Annotated in this window: 20 protein-coding genes; 13 read left to right on the forward strand and 7 right to left on the reverse strand. The window is 61.9% G+C overall.

Annotated elements, in window-relative coordinates:
• Positions 1-54: 54 nt before the first annotated feature.
• Entirely contained in the window at positions 55-549 is a 495-nt protein-coding gene (locus tag IF103_RS07875; RefSeq protein ID WP_023379565.1) for a hypothetical protein, read from the reverse strand.
• A 340-nt stretch (positions 550-889) separates the two neighbouring features.
• Here IF103_RS07875 and IF103_RS07880 point away from each other — a divergent pair, with 340 nt between their 5' ends.
• Both IF103_RS07880 and IF103_RS07885 read left to right on the forward strand, forming a co-directional pair.
• Positions 890-1,825 carry a chemotaxis protein CheV gene (locus IF103_RS07880; protein WP_023379566.1) on the forward strand — a complete coding sequence of 312 codons (936 nt, stop codon included), beginning with the start codon at positions 890-892 and terminating at the stop codon, positions 1,823-1,825.
• Positions 1,826-1,889: 64 nt separating this feature from the next.
• Positions 1,890-2,690, forward strand: coding sequence for an MOSC domain-containing protein (locus IF103_RS07885; protein ID WP_023379567.1), 801 nt, complete (start codon positions 1,890-1,892; stop codon positions 2,688-2,690).
• A gap of 91 nt (positions 2,691-2,781) precedes the next feature.
• On the opposite strand, the gene IF103_RS07890 is transcribed toward IF103_RS07885, so the two are convergent.
• Positions 2,782-4,707: a transglycosylase SLT domain-containing protein gene (locus IF103_RS07890; RefSeq protein ID WP_023379568.1), complete on the reverse strand. Its 1,926-nt coding sequence runs from the start codon at positions 4,705-4,707 to the stop codon at positions 2,782-2,784.
• 220 nt (positions 4,708-4,927) lie between these two features.
• Between IF103_RS07890 and IF103_RS07895 the strand changes: the two genes are divergently transcribed.
• Positions 4,928-6,856 (forward strand): ATP-binding cassette domain-containing protein, encoded by a 1,929-nt coding sequence (locus IF103_RS07895; protein WP_023379569.1) that lies wholly within the window; start codon positions 4,928-4,930, stop codon positions 6,854-6,856.
• Between the two features lie 52 nt (positions 6,857-6,908).
• Here IF103_RS07895 and IF103_RS07900 read toward each other — a convergent pair whose 3' ends face one another.
• On the reverse strand, positions 6,909-7,349 hold the full coding sequence (locus IF103_RS07900; RefSeq protein ID WP_023379570.1) for a universal stress protein: 441 nt from the start codon (positions 7,347-7,349) through the stop codon (positions 6,909-6,911).
• A 108-nt stretch (positions 7,350-7,457) separates the two neighbouring features.
• Between IF103_RS07900 and IF103_RS07905 the strand changes: the two genes are divergently transcribed.
• From IF103_RS07905 to IF103_RS07935, 7 genes are all read left to right on the forward strand, one after another.
• The gene (locus IF103_RS07905; RefSeq protein ID WP_202676156.1) at positions 7,458-7,895 is read left to right on the forward strand and encodes a hypothetical protein; all 438 of its coding nucleotides are present in this window, start codon (positions 7,458-7,460) and stop codon (positions 7,893-7,895) included.
• A 693-nt stretch (positions 7,896-8,588) separates the two neighbouring features.
• The gene (gene fadB, locus IF103_RS07910) at positions 8,589-10,736 is read left to right on the forward strand and encodes a fatty acid oxidation complex subunit alpha FadB (RefSeq protein WP_023379572.1); all 2,148 of its coding nucleotides are present in this window, start codon (positions 8,589-8,591) and stop codon (positions 10,734-10,736) included.
• Between the two features lie 46 nt (positions 10,737-10,782).
• A complete protein-coding gene (fadA, locus tag IF103_RS07915) occupies positions 10,783-11,958 on the forward strand; it encodes an acetyl-CoA C-acyltransferase FadA (RefSeq protein WP_023379573.1) in 1,176 nt (391 codons plus the stop codon).
• A gap of 80 nt (positions 11,959-12,038) precedes the next feature.
• Positions 12,039-12,290 (forward strand): DUF1653 domain-containing protein, encoded by a 252-nt coding sequence (locus IF103_RS07920; RefSeq protein WP_023379574.1) that lies wholly within the window; start codon positions 12,039-12,041, stop codon positions 12,288-12,290.
• Positions 12,291-12,390: 100 nt separating this feature from the next.
• On the forward strand, positions 12,391-15,000 hold the full coding sequence (topA, locus tag IF103_RS07925) for a type I DNA topoisomerase (protein WP_027906767.1): 2,610 nt from the start codon (positions 12,391-12,393) through the stop codon (positions 14,998-15,000).
• A gap of 89 nt (positions 15,001-15,089) precedes the next feature.
• Positions 15,090-15,605: a DUF6586 family protein gene (locus IF103_RS07930; RefSeq protein WP_023379576.1), complete on the forward strand. Its 516-nt coding sequence runs from the start codon at positions 15,090-15,092 to the stop codon at positions 15,603-15,605.
• 50 nt (positions 15,606-15,655) lie between these two features.
• Positions 15,656-15,889 carry a hypothetical protein gene (locus IF103_RS07935; RefSeq protein WP_004376430.1) on the forward strand — a complete coding sequence of 78 codons (234 nt, stop codon included), beginning with the start codon at positions 15,656-15,658 and terminating at the stop codon, positions 15,887-15,889.
• Between the two features lie 40 nt (positions 15,890-15,929).
• On the opposite strand, the gene sulA is transcribed toward IF103_RS07935, so the two are convergent.
• Both sulA and lexA read right to left on the reverse strand, forming a co-directional pair.
• Complete coding sequence (gene sulA, locus IF103_RS07940) at positions 15,930-16,406, reverse strand: SOS-induced cell division inhibitor SulA (protein WP_023379577.1); 477 nt, start codon at positions 16,404-16,406, stop codon at positions 15,930-15,932.
• Positions 16,407-16,419: 13 nt separating this feature from the next.
• Positions 16,420-17,028 carry a transcriptional repressor LexA gene (gene lexA / locus IF103_RS07945; RefSeq protein WP_023379578.1) on the reverse strand — a complete coding sequence of 203 codons (609 nt, stop codon included), beginning with the start codon at positions 17,026-17,028 and terminating at the stop codon, positions 16,420-16,422.
• Between the two features lie 243 nt (positions 17,029-17,271).
• Here lexA and IF103_RS07950 point away from each other — a divergent pair, with 243 nt between their 5' ends.
• From IF103_RS07950 to nagZ, 3 genes are read left to right on the forward strand one after another with little or no spacing between them, the layout of a single operon-like run.
• Positions 17,272-17,973, forward strand: a complete 702-nt coding sequence (locus tag IF103_RS07950) for a TetR/AcrR family transcriptional regulator (protein ID WP_023379579.1) — start codon at positions 17,272-17,274, stop codon at positions 17,971-17,973.
• A gap of 40 nt (positions 17,974-18,013) precedes the next feature.
• Positions 18,014-18,538, forward strand: coding sequence for a L,D-transpeptidase (locus tag IF103_RS07955; RefSeq protein WP_023379580.1), 525 nt, complete (start codon positions 18,014-18,016; stop codon positions 18,536-18,538).
• A gap of 22 nt (positions 18,539-18,560) precedes the next feature.
• Positions 18,561-19,559: a beta-N-acetylhexosaminidase gene (gene nagZ / locus IF103_RS07960; protein ID WP_202676157.1), complete on the forward strand. Its 999-nt coding sequence runs from the start codon at positions 18,561-18,563 to the stop codon at positions 19,557-19,559.
• Between the two features lie 87 nt (positions 19,560-19,646).
• Here the strand turns inward: nagZ and IF103_RS07965 are convergent, their stop codons facing one another.
• Both IF103_RS07965 and IF103_RS07970 read right to left on the reverse strand, forming a co-directional pair.
• Positions 19,647-22,973, reverse strand: a complete 3,327-nt coding sequence (locus IF103_RS07965; protein WP_104881992.1) for a DEAD/DEAH box helicase — start codon at positions 22,971-22,973, stop codon at positions 19,647-19,649.
• Between the two features lies 1 nt (position 22,974).
• Positions 22,975-23,547 carry a peptidoglycan binding protein CsiV gene (locus IF103_RS07970; protein WP_023379583.1) on the reverse strand — a complete coding sequence of 191 codons (573 nt, stop codon included), beginning with the start codon at positions 23,545-23,547 and terminating at the stop codon, positions 22,975-22,977.
• Position 23,548 lies beyond the last annotated feature (1 nt).

Raw genomic sequence — 23,548 nt, forward strand, 5'->3', positions numbered from 1 at the left:
GTGGGCCTTGAACAATACGCTTAGTTGCTCTTCGGAAGGGGCGTTCGCGCCGCTCTAAAGGGGGGATGAGCGCTGCGCTGGCGCGGCCGAATGAGGATGGGCGCCCGACTGTTCGCGCTCATTGCAGGAGGCACACGTTTGCGGAGCAGGTTGGCCCAATATCCGGGCCAGCTCACCCAGCAGCGTGGTCTGTTCGCAGGTGTCCAGGCTCAGGCGGCCGGTGCGCGGGTCGACCAGCTCCAGTTGCCAGGCCAGCAGTGTCAGGCAGGCATCCACGGCCGGTAGGGCTTCACCCTTTAGGTGTCGTTCGTGGCAAGCAGGGGCCAGCATCCGTTGCAAGGCTTCGGCGTAGAGGGCGACTTCGATCAGGCCCAGGTCGTTGGCGCGACGGGCAAGAGTATCGAGGGTGTTGTTCAGGCAATTGCAGGCATCCGGGTCGTTGTCGATCAGTTCCAGGTGCTGTAGGCATTCCTGGGACTGGGTTAACAAGATCTGCGCATCCAGCAGAAATTCCTGCAGGGCGATGCTGTTCGAGGAGGCGTGGTCCATCATGTCACTCCGGCGGCTTTAGCTGGAGCGGGGGTTGGCAACGCCAAGACGATTGCTAGCAAAAGCCTGACTCCATTCATGCAATGAGAATGGCGTCACATTAATGGCTAAAGGATATTGCGAACATCAGGTTGCACCCGATTGCTGCTAAGGGTTTCCCTGATACTGGGTAGGGGTGGCGACGAAGAAGGTGGGGTTGCGATGATCGCAGTAAAGCATGATGGTAAAGTGATATCAATCGCTGGCAAGGCTTTTTCCTGCGGGGGTCAAGCTGCGCATAAAAATGCCGATACAGGATGGATCAACTCACTTTTCCCACACGAGCCTGGGGGCTTTTCCAATGGCTGGCATTCTCGACACGGTAGACCAACGAACGCAATTGGTGGGTGAAAACCGCCTGGAAATTCTGATGTTCCGCCTGGCAGGTCGCCAGCTGTTCGCGATCAACGTGTTCAAGGTGCAGGAAGTGCTGCAGCTGCCCAAGCTGACCTTGATGCCGCAGCGTCATGCATTCGTCTGCGGCGTGGTGAACCTGCGCGGGCAGACCCTGCCAGTGATCGACCTGTCCCAGGCGATCGGCATGCGCCCGCTGCAGCCGGGCCCGGACAGCACCATCATCGTCACCGAGTACAATCGCTCGGTGCAAGCCTTCCTGGTGGGCGGAGTCGATCGCATCGTCAACATGAACTGGGAAGCCATCATGCCGCCGCCTTCCAGCGCTGGCCGTCAGCATTACCTGACCGCCATTACCAAGGTCGATGACAAGTTGGTGGAAGTGATCGACGTGGAAAAGGTCCTGGCCGAGATCGTTCCCTACAACGCCAGGGTTTCCGGCGACAAGCTCGCCGACCCGGTGCTGTCGCGTGCTCGCGGGCGAGAAGTGTTGCTGGTGGATGACTCCAGCGTAGCCCTGGCGCAGTTGCGCGACACCCTGTCCCAGCTTGGCGTCAAGCTGCATGTGGCCAGCGACGGCCTCAAAGCACTGCGCATGCTCAAGGGGTGGGCCGATGCTGGCGAAGATGTCTGCGAGAAATTGCTGATGGTGTTCACTGACGCCGAGATGCCGGAAATGGATGGTTACCGGCTGACCACCGAGATTCGCGGCGATGCGCGCCTGCGCAAGCTCTATGTGGTGCTGCACACGTCGCTGTCGGGCAGCTTCAACGAGTCCATGGTCAAGAAGGTCGGTTGCGACAATTTCCTCTCCAAGTTCCAGCCTGATCGTCTGGTCGATGTGGTGAAGCAGCGTCTGTTGCTGGATACCGCCAGCGCCTGATACCTGCGCTGACCGTGCGCCGGGTATAAGCTAGGCGTTTTCGGAGAGTGCGAGGCTGGCAAGGATGTTTCTGAGTGAGTTGTATCGATATCCGGTGAAGTCGGGGCAGGCGCAACGCTTGCAGGCTTCGCCGGTGGATCACCTGGGTGTGCTCGGTGATCGTCGCTGGATGGTGGTTGAGGAGGAAAACGGCCGCTTTTTGACCCAGCGCGCCTGGCCGCAACTGAGCCAGCTCAAGGCAAGCCATGTTGAAACGGGGCTGCTCTTGGAAACCCCAGGGCAGCCGTCGCTGCAGGTGAAGATGCCGGAGGCTGACGATGATTTGCGCGGGGTGACGATCTGGCGCGATACCTTGCGGGTGCCCGATGCGGGCGACGAGGCGGCTGCCTGGTTGTCGCAGATGCTCGCAAAGCCTGTACGTCTGGTGTATTGCCCGCCACAGCGTGCTCGCTACCTGCCCAGCGGTTATGGCTTGAACAGCGACCGGGCGGCGTTCCCGGATGGCTTTCCATTCCTGCTGATTGGCCAAGGGTCGTTGGATGAACTCAACCGGCGCATTGGCCGGCCCATGGAAATGCTCCGCTTCCGACCGAATCTGGTGGTGCAGGGCAGTGAGCCGTTCGCCGAGGATAACTGGAAGCGCATTCGCATCGGCGAGTTGGAGTTTCGCCTGCTCAAGCCCAGCGTGCGCTGCATCTTCACCACGCTCGACCCGGTGACCGGAGAGCGCAGCCCGGACCGTGAGCCGTTGACCACGCTCAAGACATTCCGTGAAAAGGAAGGGGATGTGTTGTTCGGGCAGAACCTGGCGGTGGATGGCCGAGGGGTGCTTGAAGTGGGGATGAGGGTCGAGGTGGTGGAATAGCGGGAGTGCTTGCCGGCCTCATCGCCGGCAAGCCGGCTCTTGCAGGGAGCCTGGCCGTGTACCCCCTGACAACCGACAGGGGGAGCATGGCTTACATATCGTCGAAGTACCGCTCATGCCAATCCACCAGCGGTTGCGGCGAATTGAGCTTCTGTCCGTAGATCACCGAATACGACAGCACGTTCTGCACGTACTGGCGAGTTTCATCGAACGGGATCGATTCCACCCACACATCGAAGCTCAGGTGCTTGGCGCCCTTGAGCCACTGCCGTACCCGTCCGGGCCCGGCGTTGTAGGCCGCCGAGGCCAACACCCGGTTGCCGTTGAACTGGCTGTGTACCTGGCTCAGGTAGGCTGCGCCCAGCTGGATGTTCTTGTCCGGGTTGAACACTTGCGACGGCGACGCCAGCGGGATGCTGAACTTGCGTGCGGTTTCCTTGGCCGTTGCCGGCATCAGCTGCATCAGGCCACTGGCACCCACGCTGGAGCGGGCATCTTCCATGAAGGCGCTTTCCTGGCGGGTTATGGCGAACACCCAGCTCGAATGCAGGCCGCGTACCTTGGCCTCGCGCACCAGGGTGTCGCGGTGGGCCATGGGGAAACGGACGTCCAGGTCGTCCCAGTATTGAGCCTGGCTGATGGTGCGAATGGCCGGGAAATACCAGCGCAAGTCATAGGCCAGGCGCGCCTGGGCCACCATCTCGTCACGTGTGAAGTGGCGGCTGACGTGGTACCACTCGCGGCGCCCTTCGACGATCTGGCCGCGGGCGTGGAATTCCAGGGCGCGTTTGATCCCGGGCGTATTACGCACCTTGTTGACCAGTTGCGGGCTCAGCACCAGGGGGCGGTTGTTCAGCTGGTAGGGCGTTTGAGCGCGGTCGGCGGCGAGGAAACCATAGAAATCCCGCTCGCGTGCCACATTCTTGTAAAGCAAGGGGATCTGCGGGTTGTTCGGCTGGGCCAGTTCCAGCGTGCGGGCTTGCCAGTACTTCCAGCGGCTGCTGCTGGCCAGGTCCTGGGGCAGGCGCTTGGTCAGCTCGTAGGCATCTTCCCAGCGGCCCAGACGCAACAGCAGACGCAGGCGCCATTCACTGACGGTGTTGTCGCGCAGTTCCGGGTCGAAACGGGTCATCAGGTCCAGGGCGCGCGGATCATAGCGACGGGCCAGGGTCAGGCCGATTTCCCGGGCGATGGCGACTTTTTCGTCGCGGGAGAAATGCATGCGCTGGGCGTAATCGTCGAGCAGCGCCATGGCGCGCTCTGGGTCCTGCCTGGCGAGGCGGCGCAAGCCGAGGCTGACCACGTCGGACATGGCTTCGTTGACCGGGGTGAAGCGCGAAGGTTGGTTCAGCAGTTCGGGTTTCTGTGCCACGTCGACCAGCAGGCGGCCCTGCGGGGCGAGGGTGGTCAGGGTCTTGACCAGGTTGTTGGCCAGCCCATAGTTGCGGGCTTGGGCGGCAAGCTTGGTGCGATTCCAGCGCTTGGCCTCGGTCAGCTGGCCTTCGGCTGCCCACATGCCGAACAGGGTGTCGCAGGCCGCAGGTTGCGACTTGCCGACATTCCACAGTTTTTCGGCGCTGGCGAAACCTTCGGCACGCATGCCATGGCTCAGTTGGTACTGACCGTTGAGGCAGTCCAGTTCAGTGAAATTGAGCTTGGGGTCGTAGTACTTGGCGAAGGTATTCCATTCGCCACGTTCGGCTAGCCAACGCAGCCAGCGCAGTTTCATCCAGTTGGCTTGTGGCAGGTCGCCATGCTTGGCCAGGAACCCCTCGATTTCTTCATTGCTGGCGCTTTTCAGGCGAGCGGTGAGCTCGTCATAGGCCAGGTAAGGCGTCAGCGGGTAGTCGCGCAGGGCCTGGGCGTAACGCAGGTACGGGCCTTTGTCGCCCTTGGCCAAGGCACGTTTGGCCTCGTCGTAGTACTGGCGTTGCAGGGAGAGGTCGGTGGCCTGCACCGCTGTGGCGGCAGCGGTGAGCAGCAGGCAGGATGCAATGTGTAACAGGCGGCTGCGCATGATACGTCCGGGCAGTTGAACCATGGGAAAGTGACGGCGATGCCAGCACTGTTGGAATCTATTGCTTAGCTTAGCCGTTTGCCCGCGACGGGTGAAAGCGCTGTGCTTGTATCAAGGCGTAAAGTTCGACCGGATGTCGCCAGGCCCTGGCAGGATGGCCAACTTAATGCCGGAAGGGGCCAAGTCAGGTAGAATGCGCGCCCGCTTTCTGGAGACGAACATGACCCTGCTCAAATTCAGCGATGTGTCCCTCGCATTCGGCGCCATGCCGCTGCTGGACAAAGTGTCCTGGCAGATCGCCCGTGGCGAGCGGGTGTGCATCATCGGCCGCAACGGCACCGGCAAGTCGAGCATGCTGCGCCTGGTAAAGGGTGAGCAGAAGGGCGATGACGGCGAAATCTGGCGTGCCCCCGGCCTGAAGATTGGTGAGCTGCCTCAGGAGCTGCCCGTAGCCGACGAGCGCAGCGTGTTCGACGTGGTGGCCGAAGGCCTTGATGGCGTGGGCGCGTTGCTGGCCGAATATCATCACCTGAGCCAGAACATTCAGGGTGATGAAGATCTGGAAAAACTCATGCATGTCCAGCACGAACTGGAGGCGCGCGATGGCTGGCGCCTGCAGCAGGTGGTGGAAAGCACCCTGAGCCGCCTGCAATTGCCGGCCGACAAGACCCTGGCCGAGCTGTCAGGCGGCTGGCGCCGTCGTGTGCTGCTGGCCCAGGCGTTGGTGTCCGAGCCCGACCTGCTGTTGCTGGACGAGCCGACCAACCACCTGGACATCGGCGCCATCGCCTGGCTCGAAGAAGCCCTGAGCGGCTTCAACGGTGCCGTGTTGTTCATTACCCACGACCGTTCGTTCCTGCAGAACCTGGCGACGCGCATCCTCGAGCTCGACCGTGGCGGCCTGATTGACTGGAATGGCGATTACGCCAGCTTCCTGGTGCACAAAGAAGCGGCCCTGGCCGCGGAAGAGACCGCCAACGCGCTGTTCGACAAGCGTCTGGCCCAGGAAGAGGTATGGATTCGCCAGGGCATCAAGGCCCGTCGTACCCGCAACGAAGGTCGTGTGCGTGCGCTCAAGGCATTGCGTGTGGAACGTAGTGAGCGCCGCGAGCGTCAGGGCAAGGCCAACATCCAGATCGAGGCGGCGGAGAAGTCCGGCAAGCAGGTCATGGTGCTGGAGAATGTCAGCTTCGCACACCCTGAGGGGCCGATGCTGGTGAAGGACTTCTCTATGGTCCTGCAGCGCGAAGACCGTATTGGCCTGTTGGGCGCCAACGGTACAGGCAAGACCACGCTGCTGAAGCTGATGCTCGGCGATCTTGAGCCGACCTCCGGCAAGGTAGAGCGTGGTACCAAGCTCGAAGTGGCCTATTTCGACCAGATGCGCCACCAGCTCGACCTGGAAAAGACCGTGATCGACAACCTGGCCGAAGGCCGGGACTTCATCGACATCGACGGGCAGAGCCGCCATGTGCTGAGCTACCTGGGCGACTTCCTGTTCAGCCCGCAGCGCGCGCGTACCCCGGTCAAGGCGCTGTCCGGCGGCGAGCGTGCGCGACTGCTGCTGGCCAAGCTGTTCAGCAAGCCTGCCAACCTGTTGGTCCTCGACGAGCCGACCAACGACCTGGATGTCGAGACGCTGGAGCTGCTGGAGGAAGTACTGTCCAACTACAAGGGCACGGTACTGATGGTCAGCCACGACCGGGCTTTCCTCGACAACGTGGTGACCAGCACTCTGGTGTTCGAGGGGGAGGGCAAGGTCCGCGAGTACGTCGGTGGCTATGAAGACTGGATTCGCCAGGGTGGCTCGCCGAAGTTGCTGGGTGTGACCGAAAGCAAGGGCGGCAAGTCGGAGCTCAACAGCGCGGTGGTGGAAAAGCCTGTCGTCGAGGCGGCGCCGGCCCCTGCAGCCGCGGCCGTTGATGCGTCGAAGAAAAAGCTCAGCTACAAGTTGCAGCGCGAGCTGGAGGCGTTGCCGGGGCAGATCGACGAGCTGGAGCAGCGCATGGCGGTGGTTCAGGAAGAGGTCAATGCACCTGGCTTCTACCAGCGCCCTATCGGTGAAACCTCGGCTGTGCTGGCGAAGCTGGAGAAGCTGCAGGCTGAGCTGGATACCTTGGTAGAGCGCTGGGCCGAGCTGGAAGGTTGATCCGACGGGCCCTATCGCCGGCACGCCGACGATAGGGCCCGTGCGGGTTGGATCATTCCTTCTTCTGCAACCGCACCGCCAAGACATCGCAAGGGGCGCCATGCAACACGTCATTGGCGGTAGAGCCCAGCAGCAATGCCAGCCCGTGGCGGCCATGGCTGCCGACCACGATCAGGTCGCAATGTTGTTCCTTGGCCAACTGGTGGATTTCCTGGCGCGGCTGGCCGTAGGTCAGGTGCGAATCGCCACGATTGATGTCCGGGTACTTGTTGAACAGTCGGTCCATGCGCTCCTTGGCCTGGTCGAACTGCTGCTGCTGCAGCTGAGACAGGTCCATGGGCACATCACCGCCGAATGCCATGGCCATCGGCTCGACGATATGCACCAGAGAGACCTTGGCGCCTGTAGGCTCTGCGAGCTTCATGGCGCGCTTGATCACCGGGTCGCATTCTTCGGTCAGGTCGACGGCAACCAGAAGATGTTCGTAGGACATGAGCTGTACTCCTGACAATCGCGATATTGGAAGTATGGTCGCTTTGGGGCAGGTCTTCCGTGAAACTTGAGTAACCCGCTCATTTGCAACGCTTTATGGAATCTAGATATGACGGTATGGCTGGTGGTGTCAATCCTTGCCCTGATTCTCAGTCCGCTTTCCTGGCTGCGTCTTTCACGCAAGCAGGGAGAACAGATGAGTCTGCGCCTGGAGGCTCGGCGCATGGGGCTGGCCATGCAGTTGGCGCCGCAGCAGTGGCCGCACTGGCTGGAAAAAGAGCCGCCTAGTCCGTGTCCTCAGTACCATCGGGCCCGCCGCAAAGGGCACGAAGATAGCTGGTGCTACTGGCAGGTCAGTCCCGGCGTATGGTGGAACCAGTGGCGTGAAGTGTGCGAGGAACCCCGCCTGAACGAGGTGTTCGCGCGTCTGCCTGGGACCGTCTACAAGGTCGAGGCTGACAAAAGCATGATTGCGCTGTACTGGAGCGAGCGCGGTGATAAATCTGTGTTGCAGGATATTGCTCACGCCTTTGAAACCCTCGCTTGAACACGCGTTAACGACAAAGCGGCAACATGGCAACGCCCCAGGAGGGTAGGTGCCAGGTTGCCGCTTTGTCGTTTCTGCAGTGCAGAAAAGGCCAGGCAGGCCGGGAATTTCTTGGAGCCACTGGCAGTGTAGAGGGTTATTGAGAGAATGCCTGGATTTTTTTGTGGGATGTGCGCAGGGGCGCGGTAGGTGGCTGGCGATGATTATTCGGGGCCTGTTCGATCGCCCGCAGCCCGCGCGGCGCATCGCGAGCAAGGCTCGCTCCTACAGATCATCGATTTCCTACCCACAGGAATAACTAGCCCGAAACAGACGTGGGGGCGAGTCTTGCTCGCGATCTACGCTTCACCGAACATCTCAAGACCAACACCTTCGCCCCCCCCTGAATGGTCAATCGCTGACATGAATGATCTGCGATCACTGTCATCATGTATCGAACCCTGCCGTTGCAAAATGACTGGAAAGTCGCGTTTTCATGGTCTTCGCGAGCATTTGACAACGCCGATCTTTTCGGAGAATGTGTGCATACCCAAATCAAACGGGCGTATGAATTGAGCGTTTGTATGTCACAACGCTCACTCAGAACCCCGACTCGCGCGCTAACGGGTGTGCCTGGGGCAAGGGCAGCATGGCCAGCTCTGCCGCCAGCGTTCGGTGCGTACAGTTCAGCTTCCATATCGTGGAGATCAGTTGATGATTTACGAAGGTAAAGCCATCACGGTTAAGGCTCTTGAAAGCGGCATCGTCGAACTGAAGTTCGACCTCAAGGGTGAGTCCGTCAACAAGTTCAATCGCCTGACCCTGGACGAGCTGCGCCAGGCCGTCGACGCTATCAAGGCCGACGCCTCGGTGAAAGGCGTGATCGTCAGCAGTGGCAAGGACGTGTTCATCGTCGGCGCCGACATCACCGAATTCGTCGAGAACTTCAAGCTGCCCGAGGCCGAACTGGTTGCCGGCAACCTGGAAGCCAACCGCATCTTCAATGCCTTCGAAGACCTCGAAGTACCGACGGTCGCGGCCATCAACGGTATCGCCCTGGGTGGCGGCCTGGAAATGTGCCTGGCGGCCGATTACCGCATCATGTCCTCCAGCGCCAAGATCGGTCTGCCAGAGGTCAAGCTGGGTATCTATCCTGGCTTCGGTGGTACCGTGCGCCTGCCGCGCCTGATCGGCTCCGACAACGCCATCGAGTGGATTGCCTCGGGCAAGGAAAACCGTGCCGATGACGCGCTGAAAGTCGGTGCGGTCGATGCCGTGGTCGCCCCTGAACTGCTGCAGGCCGGGGCCCTGGACCTGATCAAGCGCGCCATCAGCGGCGAGCTGGACTACAAGGCCAAGCGCCAACCGAAGCTCGAGAAGCTCAAGCTCAATGCCATCGAGCAGATGATGGCCTTCGAAACCGCCAAAGGCTTCGTGGCCGGGCAGGCCGGCCCGAACTATCCGGCTCCGGTCGAAGCCATCAAGACCATCCAGAAAGCCGCCAACTTCGGCCGCGACAAAGCGCTGGAAGTCGAGGCCGCAGGTTTCGCCAAGCTGGCCCGTACCTCGGTCGCCGAAAGCCTGGTCGGCCTGTTCTTGAACGATCAGGAGCTCAAGCGCAAGGCCAAGGCCCATGATGAAATCGCCCACGACGTGAAGCAGGCTGCCGTGCTCGGCGCCGGAATCATGGGGGGTGGTATCGCTTATCAGTCGGCGGTCAAAGGTACCCCGATCCTGATGAAGGATATTCGCGAGGAAGCCATCCAGCTGGGCCTGAACGAGGCTTCCAAGCTGCTCGGCAAGCGTGTCGAGAAAGGCCGCCTGACCCCGGCGAAAATGGCGGAGGCGCTCAACGCCATTCGTCCGACGCTGTCCTACGGCGACTTCGCCAACGTCGACATCGTGGTCGAAGCCGTTGTCGAGAACCCGAAGGTCAAGCAGGCTGTATTGGCCGAAGTCGAAAGCCAGGTGAAGGAAGATGCGATCCTCGCCTCCAACACCTCGACCATCTCCATCAACTTGTTGGCCAAGGCCCTCAAGCGTCCAGAGAACTTCGTCGGCATGCACTTTTTCAACCCGGTGCACATGATGCCGCTGGTGGAAGTGATTCGTGGCGAGAAATCCAGCGATGTAGCGGTCGCCACCACCGTGGCGTACGCCAAGAAGATGGGCAAGAACCCGATCGTGGTCAACGACTGCCCGGGCTTCCTGGTCAACCGCGTGCTGTTCCCGTATTTCGGCGGCTTCGCCAAGCTGGTCAGCGCCGGTGTCGACTTCGTGCGCATCGACAAGGTCATGGAGAAGTTCGGCTGGCCCATGGGGCCGGCGTACCTGATGGACGTCGTCGGCATCGACACCGGCCACCACGGCCGTGACGTAATGGCCGAAGGCTTCCCGGACCGCATGAAAGATGACCGTCGCTCGGCCGTCGATGCGCTCTACGAGGCCAACCGTCTCGGCCAGAAGAACGGCAAGGGCTTCTACGCCTACGAAACCGACAAGCGCGGCAAACCGAAGAAAGTGGCCGACAGCAGCGTGCTCGACGTCCTCAAGCCGATCGTGTTCGAAGCGCGTGAAGTCAGCGACGAAGACATCATCAACTGGATGATGATCCCGCTGTGCCTCGAAACCGTGCGCTGCCTGGAAGATGGCATCGTCGAAACCGCCGCCGAAGCCGACATGGGTCTGGTCTATGGCATTGGCTTCCCTCCCTTCCGTGGTGGTGCGCTGCGTTACATCGATTCGATCGGGGTGGCCGAGTTCGTTGCCCTGGCTGACCAATATGCCGACCTCGGACCGCTGTACCACCCGACCGCGAAGCTGCGCGAGATGGCCAAGAATGGCCAGCGCTTCTTCAACTGAGCGGCCCCACAGCGCCTGAGAGCAAGAGTAGAGCGAGAGTATTGATATGAGCCTCAATCCAAGAGACGTGGTGATTGTCGACTTCGGTCGCACCCCGATGGGCCGCTCCAAGGGTGGCATGCACCGCAACACCCGTGCCGAAGACATGTCTGCGCACCTGATCAGCAAGCTGCTGGAGCGTAATGACAAGGTCGACCCGAAAGAAGTCGAGGACGTGATCTGGGGCTGCGTCAACCAGACCCTGGAGCAGGGCTGGAACATCGCCCGCATGGCGTCGCTGATGACCCAGATCCCGCACACTTCCGCAGCCCAGACCGTCAGCCGGCTGTGCGGTTCGTCGATGAGCGCACTGCACACCGCCGCCCAGGCGATCATGACCGGCAACGGTGACGTGTTCGTGGTCGGTGGCGTCGAGCACATGGGCCACGTCAGCATGATGCACGGCGTCGACCCGAACCCGCACATGTCGCTGTATGCCGCCAAGGCTTCAGGCATGATGGGCCTGACCGCTGAAATGCTCGGCAAGATGCACGGCATCAGCCGTGAGCAACAGGACCTGTTTGGCCTGCGCTCGCACCAGCTCGCCCACAAGGCGACGGTCGAGGGCAAGTTCAAGGACGAGATCATCCCGATGCAGGGCTATGACGAGAACGGCTTCCTGAAGGTCTTCGACTTCGACGAGACCATCCGCCCGGAAACCACCCTCGAAGGCCTGGCGTCGCTCAAGCCGGCGTTCAACCCCAAAGGGGGTACCGTCACCGCCGGTACGTCGTCGCAGATCACCGATGGTGCCTCGTGCATGATCGTCATGTCTGGCCAGCGTGCCATGGACCTGGGCATCCAGCCATTGGCGGTCATCCGCTCCATGGCGGTGGCCGGTGTCGACCCAGCGATCATGGGCTACGGTCCGGTGCCGTCGACCCAGAAAGCCCTCAAGCGTGCTGGCCTGACCATGGCCGACATCGACTTCATCGAGCTCAACGAAGCCTTCGCCGCACAGGCCCTGCCAGTGCTGAAAGATTTGAAAGTGCTCGACAAGATGGATGAGAAGGTTAACCTGCACGGCGGCGCCATCGCTTTGGGCCACCCGTTCGGTTGCTCTGGGGCGCGAATTTCCGGCACCCTGCTCAACGTCATGAAGCAGAATGGCGGTACCCTCGGTGTAGCCACCATGTGCGTCGGCCTGGGTCAAGGCATCACCACTGTCTTCGAGCGCGTCTGATCGCGTTGCAAGTCAGCAGCCGGGGCCCAGTGCCCCGGTTTTTGTTTTTTTACAGATTTTGTTTCAAGAGGGTGAGTGACATGCAGATACAACCAGGCGTGTATCGTCATTACAAAGGGCCTGAGTACCGTGTCTTCGCCGCTGCCCAGCACTCCGAGACCGAAGAATGGGTAGTGTTCTACCAGGCGCTGTACGGCGAATTCGGGCTGTGGGTACGGCCACTTTCGATGTTCCTCGAATCAGTCGAGGTTGACGGCGAGCAGGTGCCACGCTTTGCTTTGGTCAAGGCCGAAGAGGGGCTGTCCGGGCACTTGGCCGGGCCAGGCGAGTGATCGACCGCGCTTGACCTCACTCTTTTGCCACTATATATAGCGGTGCCGCGTCTGGCACCTGACGCGTTTTTAATCTTCAGATTCAGGAATACTCCGATCCATGGGCAAATCGCTGGTCATTGTGGAATCCCCGGCCAAGGCCAAGACCATCAACAAGTACCTGGGCAACCAGTACGTGGTGAAGTCGAGTATCGGCCATATCCGAGACCTCCCCACCAGCGGTTCGGCCAGCGCCAGCAAAGAGCCGGCCGCCAAGCGCGGCAAGACTGCGGGTGAGGCTCCGGCCCTGTCGCCCAAGGAAAAGGCGCGGCGCCAGCTGGTGGCACGCATGGGCGTCGACCCAGAACACGGCTGGAAGGCCAAGTACGAGATCCTGCCTGGCAAGGAGAAGGTGATCGACGAACTGCGCCGCCTGGCCAAGGATGCCGACACCATCTATCTCGCAACCGACTTGGATCGCGAAGGGGAGGCCATTGCCTGGCATCTGCGCGAAGCCATTGGTGGGGACGACAGCCGCTACAAGCGCGTGGTGTTCAACGAAATCACCAAGAAGGCCATCCAGGATGCCTTCTCCCAACCGGGCGAACTCGACATCGACCGCGTCAATGCCCAGCAGGCGCGGCGCTTCCTCGACCGGGTGGTTGGCTACATGGTTTCGCCATTGCTGTGGGCCAAGATCGCCCGCGGCCTGTCCGCGGGACGGGTGCAGTCGGTGGCGGTGAAGCTGGTGGTCGAGCGCGAGCGCGAAATCCGGGCTTTCATCCCCGAGGAATACTGGGAAGTCCACGCTGACCTGGGCACCGCCAAGAACGCCAAGGTGCGCTTCGAAGTGGCTCGCGAGAACGGCGAAGCCTTCAAGCCGCTCAATGAAGCCCAGGCCATGGCCGCACTGGAGAAGCTCAAGGCTTCCAGCTACAGCGTGGTCAAGCGCGAAGACCGGCCGACCAGTAGCAAGCCGTCGGCACCGTTCATTACCTCCACCTTGCAGCAGGCTGCGAGCAATCGCCTGGGCTTCGGGGTGAAGAAGACCATGATGATGGCCCAGCGTCTGTACGAAGCGGGTTACATCACCTACATGCGTACCGACTCGACCAACCTGTCGGCCGACGCCCTGGACATGGCGCGCAGCTACATCGAGCGTGAGTTCGGCAAGCAGTACCTGCCGGAAGCTGCGCTGGTGTACGGCAGCAAGGAGGGCGCTCAGGAAGCGCACGAAGCGATTCGTCCTTCTGACGTCAATACCCATCCGACCAAGCTCAGCGGCATGGAACGCGATGCCGAGCGCTTGTACGAGCTGATCTGGCGTCAGTTCCTGGCCTGCCAGATGCCGCCGGCGCAATACCTGTCCACCAGCGTCACGGTCGCTGCTGGCGACTTCGAGCTGCGTGCCAAGGGCCGTATCCTGAAGTTCGACGGTTATACCCGTGTGCTGCCACAGCAGAGCAAGCCAGGCGAAGACGATGTGCTGCCGGAAATGGCCCAGGGTGAGGCGTTGAAGCTGATCCAACTCGACCCGAGCCAGCATTTCACCAAGCCACCGGCGCGCTTCACCGAGGCCAGCCTGGTCAAGGAAATGGAAAAACGTGGGATCGGTCGTCCGTCCACCTATGCGGCGATCATCTCCACCATCCAGGACCGTGGCTATGTGACCCTGCACAACCGCCGCTTCTATTCCGAGAAGATGGGTGACATCGTCACCGAACGCCTCTCCGAGAGTTTCTCCAATCTGATGGATTACGGCTTCACCGCCGACATGGAAGAGAACCTCGACGACGTGGCCCAGGGCGAGCGTGACTGGAAGAACGTGCTGGACGAGTTCTACGGCGACTTCAGCAAGAAACTGCTGACGGCCGAGTCGGCAGAGAACGGCATGCGTGCCAACCAGCCGACCATGACCAACATTCCGTGCAAGGAATGCGGGCGGCCGATGATGATCCGTACCGCTTCGACCGGCGTGTTCCTGGGTTGCTCGGGATACAGCCTGCCGCCCAAAGAGCGCTGCAAGGCCACCGTGAACCTGGTGCCGGGTGACGAGATTGCTGCAGACGACGAGGGCGAGTCGGAATCCCGCGTGCTGCGTGGCAAGCACCGTTGCCCGATCTGCGCGACGGCGATGGATGCCTACCTGCTGGACGAAAAGCACAAGCTGCATATCTGCGGTAACAACCCGGACTGTGCGGGCTACGAGATCGAGGAAGGCAACTACCGGATCAAGGGCTACGAAGGGCCGAGCCTGGAGTGCGACAAGTGCGGTAGCGAGATGCAGCTCAAGACAGGCCGTTTCGGCAAGTTCTTCGGTTGCACCAATCCTTCGTGCAAGAACACCCGCAAGCTGCTCAAGAGCGGCGAAGCGGCGCCACCGAAGATGGATAAGGTGGACATGCCGGAGCTCAAGTGCGAGAAGGTCGACGATACCTACGTGCTGCGCGACGGCGCTTCTGGGCTGTTCCTGGCCGCCAGCCAGTTCCCCAAGAACCGCGAAACCCGGGCCCCGCTGGTGATGGAGATCGTTCCACACAAGCACGAGATCGACCCTAAGTACCACTTCCTCTGCGATGCGCCGCAGAAGGACCCTGAAGGCCGTCCAGCGGTGATTCGCTACAGCCGCAAGACCAAGGAGCAATACGTGCAGTCCGAGGTCGATGGCAAGCCGACCGGCTGGAAGGCGTTTTACGACGGGAGTACCTGGAAAGTCGAAGACAAGCGCTGATTCCTCGGTGCTGTAATTGGGGCCGCTTTGCGGCCCTGATCATTTATGATGCAGTAATATGCCTTGCAGCCTATGGGAGGGCACTCGAAATGGCCCAGGAACTCTACACCCGCACCAACCAGAAACTGTTCTTCGCCGGCCTCGCCCTCGAATCGATGGCCAAGGCCGAACAGAGCCAGGCCATGAATGCCCAGGGCCTGGTCCAGGCTGAACGCGAGGCAGCGTTGTTTCACCTCAATGGCGCGCTGCTGGGACTGTGTCACGAGATCGGCGGCTTCTACCGCCTGCCGGTAGTGGCTTCGGTCGAGCAGGCGCTCGCCGACGATGCGCTGAACGACATCGCCATCCCTGAAGTGGCTGAAATGCTCGAACTGGTGCGCCAGCGGGAAACCTGGCTGGCGCAACTGGTCAGTGCTTATGCCGATTTGTTCCGACCGCCGGTCGCGAAGAAAACCCCTAAAACCGACGTCACCCAACCGCTGATCCAGGCTGTCAATCTCGACGAACCCGAGCAACCTGCGCTGTCGAGAGCAACCCTGGAAAGCTGGAGGAACAACCTTAAGGACTTGGTGAGACGGTTCCGTGACGCGTTGAGTGAGTGCTGATCACTGATTCGACTGGTACAATGCTGGCCTTTCGAGGAGAACAGCCCTATATGTCAACGTCCTTTCTAGAAATTGTCGAGTTGCCTGATGGCCGGATCGAACTGCGTCGTGCCGAGGACGAAGGCTCTCTGGTAACCCTGGATTTCTCGGAGGACGCCAAGGCGTTCTTGCAGGGGCAGCACGTCGAAGTCGCCAAGGCAATGCTGAGCGTCGGCGTGCAAATGGCAGGTCGTCTCATGGATGGCGAACTCGAACGCGACGAAGGACCGCGCGTACTGCACTAAACGAAGAGTGTGGTGTGAGGTAACAGGCAAAGCCTGAACATCAGCCGAGGCGGATGTTCAGGCTTTGTGCGTTTCCGGCGTTGGCTGCGCGCACCAATTGCTGGCGTGCGCTGGCGTTGATGTTCCCTAGCCAGCTCACTACGGTGTGGCTAAGGCCAAGGCGCAGGGCTTCACAGGCCAGTTGCAGCGGGCTCTGGTTGCCGCGAGGGTGCAGCAGCAGAATGCGTTCGCGGTTGAGGCCTGCATCCCGCAGCCAGGCTTGGGTCAGGTTAGAGGGTGGGGCGATCAGGGTCAGCCAGCGGGCGTCGTCTTCTTCGCTCAGCTCGCGTAGCACAGGCGCCAGCAGGTTTTGGCAGTGTCCAACTGCGCCGCGCAGTGACAGTTCGCTAAACAGCTCGGGTTGGCTGTGCTTGCGCGCCGGCTCTTGTGCCTTCAAGCCAGGCAATACCGGCTGGGCGAGGAAAGCCTCGAACAGCGGGAGCTGAACTTGCTGGGGTGCATGGATGGACTGCTGCATGACGCCTCCTGGATCAGCGGCGAATGACGCCGACACTCAAGCCCTCGATAACCAGTTCCTGTTCTTTCAGGTCGACTTCGATGGGGGCGAATTCGGGGTTCTCGGCAATAAGCCAGACTTTGCTGCCTTCACGCTTGAAGCGCTTGACCGTTACTTCGTCACCGATGCGGGCGACGACGATCTGGCCGTTTCGGGCTTCACGGCAGGTATGGACGGCGAGCAGGTCGCCATCGAAAATGCCGATGTCCTTCATGCTCATGCCATGTACGCGCAGCAGGTAGTCGGCGCGTGGATGGAAGAAGGCAGGGTTGATGTTGCAGGATTGCTCGATATGCTGCTCGGCGAGAATCGGTGCGCCGGCCGCGACCCGGCCAATGATTGGCAGGCCGTTTTCTTCTGCCTTGGCTTCGAACCCAGGGACACGAATGCCGCGGGAGGCCCCAGGGGTCATTTCGATCGCGCCTTTACGGGCGAGGGCCTTGAGGTGTTCCTCGGCGGCGTTGGGCGACTTGAAGCCCAGCTCTTGAGCGATCTCCGCGCGCGTCGGCGGGAAGCCGTTGTCTTCGAGGCAACGTTTGATGAAGGCCAGAATTTCGGCTTGGCGTGACGTCAGTTTCAACATGGCGAGCGCTCTGTCTTTTTATACAGTGACTGGGATTATATACAGTGGCTGGCCCACTGCAAGCGTTGTGCACGCGGAAAAGGCTGGCAATGTGCTGCATGAGGCGCTGGGCGTGGCGGGCAGCGTGGCCTTCAGCGTGTAGGGCGAAGCTGTGTTTTAATGGCGACCGCACGGTCAGCGAGCCTTGACATAAACAGGCCTGAAACGTATGTTTCAAACACCTGTTTGTCTGGCGGAGTAGTCATGGCCCAATCGGAAACCGTTGAACGCATTCTCGATGCTGCCGAGCAGCTGTTCGCAGAGAGGGGATTCGCCGAAACCTCGCTGCGGCTGATCACCAGCAAGGCTGGCGTCAACCTGGCCGCGGTCAACTACCACTTCGGTTCCAAGAAGGCCCTGATCCAGGCGGTGTTCTCGCGCTTCCTGGGCCCGTTCTGCGCCAGCCTCGAGCGCGAGCTGGAGCGTCGCCAGGCCCGGCCTGAACAGAAACCCTCGCTCGAAGAACTGCTGGAGATGCTGGTGGAGCAGGCGCTTGCCGTGCAGCCGCGCAGCAACAACGACCTCTCTATCTTCATGCGCCTGCTGGGCCTGGCCTTCAGCCAGAGCCAGGGGCACCTGCGCCGCTACCTCGAGGACATGTATGGCAAGGTGTTCCGCCGCTACATGCTGCTGGTCAACGAGGCTGCACCGCGCATCCCGCCGCTGGAGCTATTCTGGCGTGTGCATTTCATGCTCGGTGCCGCGGCCTTCAGCATGTCGGGTATCAAGGCACTGCGGGCCATTGCCGAAACCGATTTCGGCATCAATACCTCGATCGAACAAGTCATGCGCCTGATGGTGCCGTTCCTGGCGGCCGGCATGCGTGCCGACAGTGGCGTCACCGACGAGGCCATGGCCAGCGCTCAGCTGCGTCCACGCAGCAAGAACGCCACCGCCAAGGCCTGAACACTGGGCGGGGCAGGGCGCTTCGGCTAAGCTAGCGCCCATGCCTGACCTCGACTTTCTGCACATTTCCCTGACCGACCAGCGCCTCTACGGCTTCGTCCGTGGGCAATTGCGGGTTCGTCTCGATGTTTCCACGGCACGTAACGGCGCGGGTGAGCGCAATGGCTCCGGCTGTACGCCGCGTGGCCTGCATCAAGTGCGTGCGAAGATCGGTGCGGGTTTGCCGCTCAATGCGGTGTTGAGCGGGCGACGCTGGACCGGTGAGGTCTGGACGCCAGCGCTGCACGAGCAGTGTCCTGGGCGTGACTGGATCCTGACCCGCATCTTGTGGCTCAGTGGATGCGAGCCTGGCTTCAACCGCCGGGGCGGTGTCGACACGTTTCGTCGCTACATTTACCTGCACGGGACGCCGGACATCGAACCCTTGCGCGTACCGTTGTCACATGGCTGCATACGCCTGCGCAACACGGATTTGCTTGACCTGTTCGACCGAGTGCCGGCCCATTGCCCGGTGCGTATCGAAGAGGCTGCCTGCCCCCAGTGGGCTTCTCTCAGTCTTCAATGAAGGATTCCTTATGACCGTCAGCCTGCAAGGCTCTCTGATGGTGGATATTGCCGGTAAATGGCTGACCGCCGAGGACCGACATCTCCTGCGCCAGCCCGAAGTGGCTGGCTTGATCATCTTTGCGCGCAATGTCGAAAACCCCCGTCAGGTGCGTGAATTGTGTGCGTCGATCCGCGCCATTCGTCCCGACCTGATCCTGGCGGTCGATCAGGAGGGCGGTCGCGTTCAACGCCTGCGTCAGGGGTTCGTGCGCTTGCCGGCCATGCGTGCGATTGCCGATAACGCCAATGCCGAGTACCTGGCCGAACAGTGCGGGTGGCTGATGGCCACCGAGGTCCTGTCGGTTGGCCTGGACCTCAGTTTCGCGCCGGTGCTCGACCTGGATCACCAGCGCAGCGCAGTGGTCGGCAGCCGCGCCTTCGAAGGTGACCCGCAACGCGCCACGCAATTGGCTGGTGCCTTCATCCGTGGCATGAATGCCGCAGGCATGGCGGCCTGTGGCAAGCACTTCCCTGGGCACGGCTGGGCCGAGGCCGACTCCCATGTGGCTATCCCCACCGACGAGCGTAGCCTCGAGCAATTGCGCCAGGCTGACTTGCTGCCATTCACCCGCTTGGGCAGCCAGCTTGCCGCCGTGATGCCTGCCCATGTGATCTACCCGCAGGTGGATAACCAGCCGGCCGGCTTCTCGCGCCGCTGGTTGCAAGACATCCTGCGCGGCGAGCTGGGCTTCCAGGGTGTGATCTTCAGTGACGACCTGTCCATGGCCGGCGCGCATGTGGTCGGGGATGCCGCCAACCGCATCGAAGCGGCACTGAGCGCCGGTTGCGACATGGGTCTGGTGTGCAATGACCGCGCGTCGGCTGAACTGGCGTTGAGTGCGGCGCAGCGGCTCAAGGTGAAGCCATCGCCACGGATCGCGCGGATGCGTGGGCAGGGCTTTGCCCGGACCGATTACCGCCAGCAGCCTCGTTGGCGGGAGGCACTCGGCGCACTGAAAGAGGCACAGCTGGTCGACTGAGGCGTCGCTTGCGACATCCCACGGTTTGCGCTATCGCTGTGGGAGCGGCCTCGTGTCGCGAAGGGGCTGCGTAGCGGCCCCAGAAGCTTAGCGCCCGCGTTTGCCTGGCAACGGTGCGAACAGCGCCTCGATCTCGTCATCCCCCAGGCGCCACTGCCCGGCCTGGCCGCCGTCGAGCAAGCCGGACGCAAGCGCCGCCTTCTCCTGCTGCAGTTGCTGGATCTTCTCTTCCACGGTACCCCGGGTGATCAGCTTGAATACGAACACCGGTTTGTCCTGGCCAATGCGGTAGGCGCGGTCGGTGGCCTGGTTCTCGCTGGCGGGGTTCCACCAAGGGTCATAGTGAATCACCGTGTCTGCGGCAGTTAGGTTAAGCCCTGTACCGCCGGCCTTCAGGCTGATCAGGAATACGTCGCTGTCACCGTCCTGGAACTGCTTGACCGGAGCGCGGCGATCTCGGGTATCGCCGGTCAGCAGGCTGTAGCGGATATCGCGTTTCGCAAGCTCCTGCTCGATCAGCGCCAGCATCGAGGTGAACTGCGAGAACAGCAGCACACGACGGCCTTCGCTCAGCAGTTCTTCGAGCATTTCCATCAAGGCGCCGAGTTTGCCTTTGTCGGCCTGGTTGGCCTTGGCCTCCACACCTTTGACCAGGCGCAAGTCACAGCACACCTGGCGCAGCTTGAGCAAGGCATCGAGGATCACGATCTGGCTGCGCGCCGCGCCGCTGCGGGCGATTTCCTCGCGGACCTTCTTGTCCATCGCCACCCGCACGGCTTCATAGGTGTCGCGCTGGGCGTCGCTGAGCTCGACCCAGTGGACCATCTCGGTCTTGGCGGGCAGCTCGGTGGCTACCTGCTCCTTGGTCCGGCGCAGCAGGAACGGGCGAACACGATTGGCCAGGTGGGTCATGCGCTCGCTGTCGCCCTGACGCTCGATCGGGGTGCGGTAGTCCTGGTTGAAACGCTTGAGGTCGCCCAGCCAGCCGGGCATCAAGAAGTGGAATAGCGACCATAGCTCGCCCAGGTTGTTTTCCATGGGCGTACCGGTCAGGCACAGGCGCTGGCTGGCTTGCAGCTCGCACACCGACTGGGCGGCCTTGCTGGTGCTGCTCTTGATGTTCTGTGCTTCGTCGAGCACCAGGACCGCCCAAGGTTGCCCGCGCAGGTGTTCCAGGTCGCGCGGCACCAGGGCGTAAGTGGTCAATACCAAGTCGTATTCATGCAGAGAGGCGAAGTGCTTGCTGCGTCCGGGGCCGTGAAGGGCCAGTACCCGCAGGCTGGGGGCGAAGCGCTGGGCCTCGTCGAGCCAGTTGGGCACCAGGCTGGTCGGCATCACCGCCAGGGCGGGGGAGGTCAGGCGCCCGGACTGTTTTTCCAGCAGCAGGTGGGCCAGGGTCTGTAGCGTCTTGCCCAGGCCCATGTCGTCACCCAGGATCCCGCCGGTACCCATCTCGCGCAGGGCCTGCATCCAGTTCAGGCCCTGCTGCTGATAAGGACGCAAGGTGGCGTTGAGCTCGCGGGGCGGCGCGACTTGCAGGTCACGGGCATCGCGCAGGCGCCGGCCCAGGTCACGTACGTGTTCGCCGCCTTCCCAGTGCAGTGGCAGATCGGCGATGTCGTTCAGGCGTGCAGCGTCGGCGCGGTCCAGGCGCAGTGCCGGGCCGGCGGTGTCCTCGTGCAGGTACAGCTCACCCAAGGTGCCCATCACGGCCTTGATCCTACCGTAGGGCAGGGCGACGCGCAGCGCCGGGCTGTCCAGCCGCCCTCGGTTGAGGTCGATCAGCAGGTGCTCGTCGTCGCTGCGGCGGGCCAGTTCGGCTGGGCGCAGCAGCTCAGGATTGCTGCGCAGCAGTTGCAGCACGATCGGCAACAGGCTGTGGCGCTGACCATCGACCACGATCCCCAGCTCCAGGTCGAACCACTCATGGCCTGGGGCTTCGTCGATGGTGGCGTACCAGTCGTCCACCTCGTGCAGGCTGAAGGCGAAATCGCGGTGGATGTCGATTTCCCAGCCCGCCTCGCGAAGGCGCGGCAGGCCATCGCGGGCAAAGCGCAGCCAGGCTTCGTCGTCCGGCAATTGCAGCATCTCGCCGGCACTGTCGGGCAGGGCTTTGCTCTGCCGGGTGGCGGCCTTGAAACCGAGGTCCCGCACGGTCTTGCGCAGGGCTTGCTCAGCCTGGGGCTGGCGGCGGATGCGTTGGCTGGTGGCGTCCACCAGGCGAGTCAGAGGCTTTTCGTCGCTGCCGCTGGCGCGCAGGCCGTCATAGTCGAACGACAGGGCTGCGCGGTGTTGCATCTGGCGCTGCATGCGACCGGTCTTGGGCATGTAGGCGCTGAATTCGAGGCTGCCGAGGGTCAGTCGACCGCGTGGTGAAATATCTTCGATCTGTTCGCTGCTGACAGCGGTGGGTGTTGGAACCTGGCGGTTCAGGGCATTCAGGCGATGGCTCAAGGGCACGACGAGGTGTTCGGGGACCGTGGGTGCACGGGCGAGCTGGCTGGCAATGAAGGGGTCAAGGTCGTGGTCGAGTATGCCGCAGCGGTGCGACTGCCGGTCCACGTAATACAGTGGCTCGATCGGAATTGCCTGAAGTTGCAGGTGCTCATCGTGGTACCAGGCGCCCCGGTAACTGCCGTTTTCCAGCCTTACCCAGCGAAATTCAGCGTGCAGCTTCGGGCCGCCAAGCAGTGGCGATGGGTCCTGCTCGTAGAGTAGGCGCCCAGTCGCCAGGGCGTAGCCGAACAGCTCTGCGCCCTGCTTGCCTTCCAGCTCGACCACCGGCGTCACGGACTGCGTGCGTGCATCGATCAGGCGCAACAAGCGGCCGTCGTCCTCGGTCACGTAGCGGGGGGTATAGTAGATCAGTTCAGGCAGCGACGTGATTCGGGCCAGCTTGAGCGTGTCGTCTGCCTGGCGGGTGCCTTTGAGCACTTCCATTCGGCATTGTTCGCGGTCTTTGTAGACCCGGTAATAGATGGCCGGCCCCTTGCGCGCCGGTGCCGGAGCACTCACCGGTTTGGCGGGGGTCTCCAGTGCCTGCACCCACTGGTTGAGATCAGGGGGCAGCGAGAGTGCGGCTTGTTCGCGGGTCATGGAGGGGGCGAGACCGCTGGCGCCGTCCTGTACGAGCAGCAAGGCGGCGACGCAGTGCTTGCAGTTCAGGCGCACCGGGCAACTGCAACTGCCGAGAATGCGCAGCTCTCCGGCATGCGCGAACAGCTTGATTATCTGGGTGTACGTTTGCCCTGACGAGCCTTTGCAGGTCGACTCGATGGACGTGGCATCCTGCGACAGAATGCGGGTTCGCTCCTGCGCGGCATATGCGCGACCGCGGCTCAGCGCGCCGGGATCGAAGTGATCGACCCAGTGCGGATAGGCCCTGAGCAATTCTTCTGCGTCACCCGCGTTCACATCACTGCTCCATCATCTCCGGGTCCATGACCGGCATCTTCGGTGTGCCCGGAGGCGTGACCTTCAGCAGCACTGCCAGGTGGCCGCCATCGAGGAAGGTCAGTTGGCCGCCTTTCACATTGCTGTTGCTCTGCTTGAATTGTTCGCTCTGCAGCACGTTGCCGTTGCCATCGAGCTGGTTGACCCAGAAGTTGGCCTCGACAGTGATGAAGCGGCCTTCGGTGATGCTCAGGTTGCCTTCGATGGGGAAGTGGCCGAACTGCTCTTTGCCCGTGCCCAGCGCGATACGGCTGGGCTCGCTGCCCACCTGCTGTTGCCACGCCTTGTGCAACAGCACGGTGTAGTTCGGGGTGGCTTCGAGCCGGGTCACCTCATCGTCCAGGGCGACCCGACGCTCGTCGTCCTTTTCCAGGCGCGGGGCGCCAGCGCTCCAGTCTTCCGGGGCGAACGGGCTGGTGAAGGCGGGCACGTTGTTCTGCCGCACCAGAATCATTTCCACCTGATACAGGCCTTCGGCGAAGGCGGCCGGCGCGAACAGCGTCAGCAGCAAGGTCAGGCAACGGATGGCACGCATG

It is taken from the genome of Pseudomonas sp. SK2 (genome assembly GCF_016772395.1).
GTDB lineage: Bacteria > Pseudomonadota > Gammaproteobacteria > Pseudomonadales > Pseudomonadaceae > Aquipseudomonas > Aquipseudomonas taiwanensis.

Bases quoted from the DNA above. Each gene is read 5' to 3' on its own strand.
- IF103_RS07875 (WP_023379565.1), bottom strand. From the start codon at position 549: ATGGACCACGCCTCCTCGAACAGCATCGCCCTGCAGGAATTTCTGCTG.
- IF103_RS07880 (WP_023379566.1), top strand. From the start codon at position 890: ATGGCTGGCATTCTCGACACGGTAGACCAACGAACGCAATTGGTGGGT.
- IF103_RS07885 (WP_023379567.1), top strand. From the start codon at position 1,890: ATGTTTCTGAGTGAGTTGTATCGATATCCGGTGAAGTCGGGGCAGGCG.
- IF103_RS07890 (WP_023379568.1), bottom strand. From the start codon at position 4,707: ATGCGCAGCCGCCTGTTACACATTGCATCCTGCCTGCTGCTCACCGCT.
- IF103_RS07895 (WP_023379569.1), top strand. From the start codon at position 4,928: ATGACCCTGCTCAAATTCAGCGATGTGTCCCTCGCATTCGGCGCCATG.
- IF103_RS07900 (WP_023379570.1), bottom strand. From the start codon at position 7,349: ATGTCCTACGAACATCTTCTGGTTGCCGTCGACCTGACCGAAGAATGC.
- IF103_RS07905 (WP_202676156.1), top strand. From the start codon at position 7,458: ATGACGGTATGGCTGGTGGTGTCAATCCTTGCCCTGATTCTCAGTCCG.
- fadB (WP_023379572.1), top strand. From the start codon at position 8,589: ATGATTTACGAAGGTAAAGCCATCACGGTTAAGGCTCTTGAAAGCGGC.
- fadA (WP_023379573.1), top strand. From the start codon at position 10,783: ATGAGCCTCAATCCAAGAGACGTGGTGATTGTCGACTTCGGTCGCACC.
- IF103_RS07920 (WP_023379574.1), top strand. From the start codon at position 12,039: ATGCAGATACAACCAGGCGTGTATCGTCATTACAAAGGGCCTGAGTAC.
- topA (WP_027906767.1), top strand. From the start codon at position 12,391: ATGGGCAAATCGCTGGTCATTGTGGAATCCCCGGCCAAGGCCAAGACC.
- IF103_RS07930 (WP_023379576.1), top strand. From the start codon at position 15,090: ATGGCCCAGGAACTCTACACCCGCACCAACCAGAAACTGTTCTTCGCC.
- IF103_RS07935 (WP_004376430.1), top strand. From the start codon at position 15,656: ATGTCAACGTCCTTTCTAGAAATTGTCGAGTTGCCTGATGGCCGGATC.
- sulA (WP_023379577.1), bottom strand. From the start codon at position 16,406: ATGCAGCAGTCCATCCATGCACCCCAGCAAGTTCAGCTCCCGCTGTTC.
- lexA (WP_023379578.1), bottom strand. From the start codon at position 17,028: ATGTTGAAACTGACGTCACGCCAAGCCGAAATTCTGGCCTTCATCAAA.
- IF103_RS07950 (WP_023379579.1), top strand. From the start codon at position 17,272: ATGGCCCAATCGGAAACCGTTGAACGCATTCTCGATGCTGCCGAGCAG.
- IF103_RS07955 (WP_023379580.1), top strand. From the start codon at position 18,014: ATGCCTGACCTCGACTTTCTGCACATTTCCCTGACCGACCAGCGCCTC.
- IF103_RS07970 (WP_023379583.1), bottom strand. From the start codon at position 23,547: ATGCGTGCCATCCGTTGCCTGACCTTGCTGCTGACGCTGTTCGCGCCG.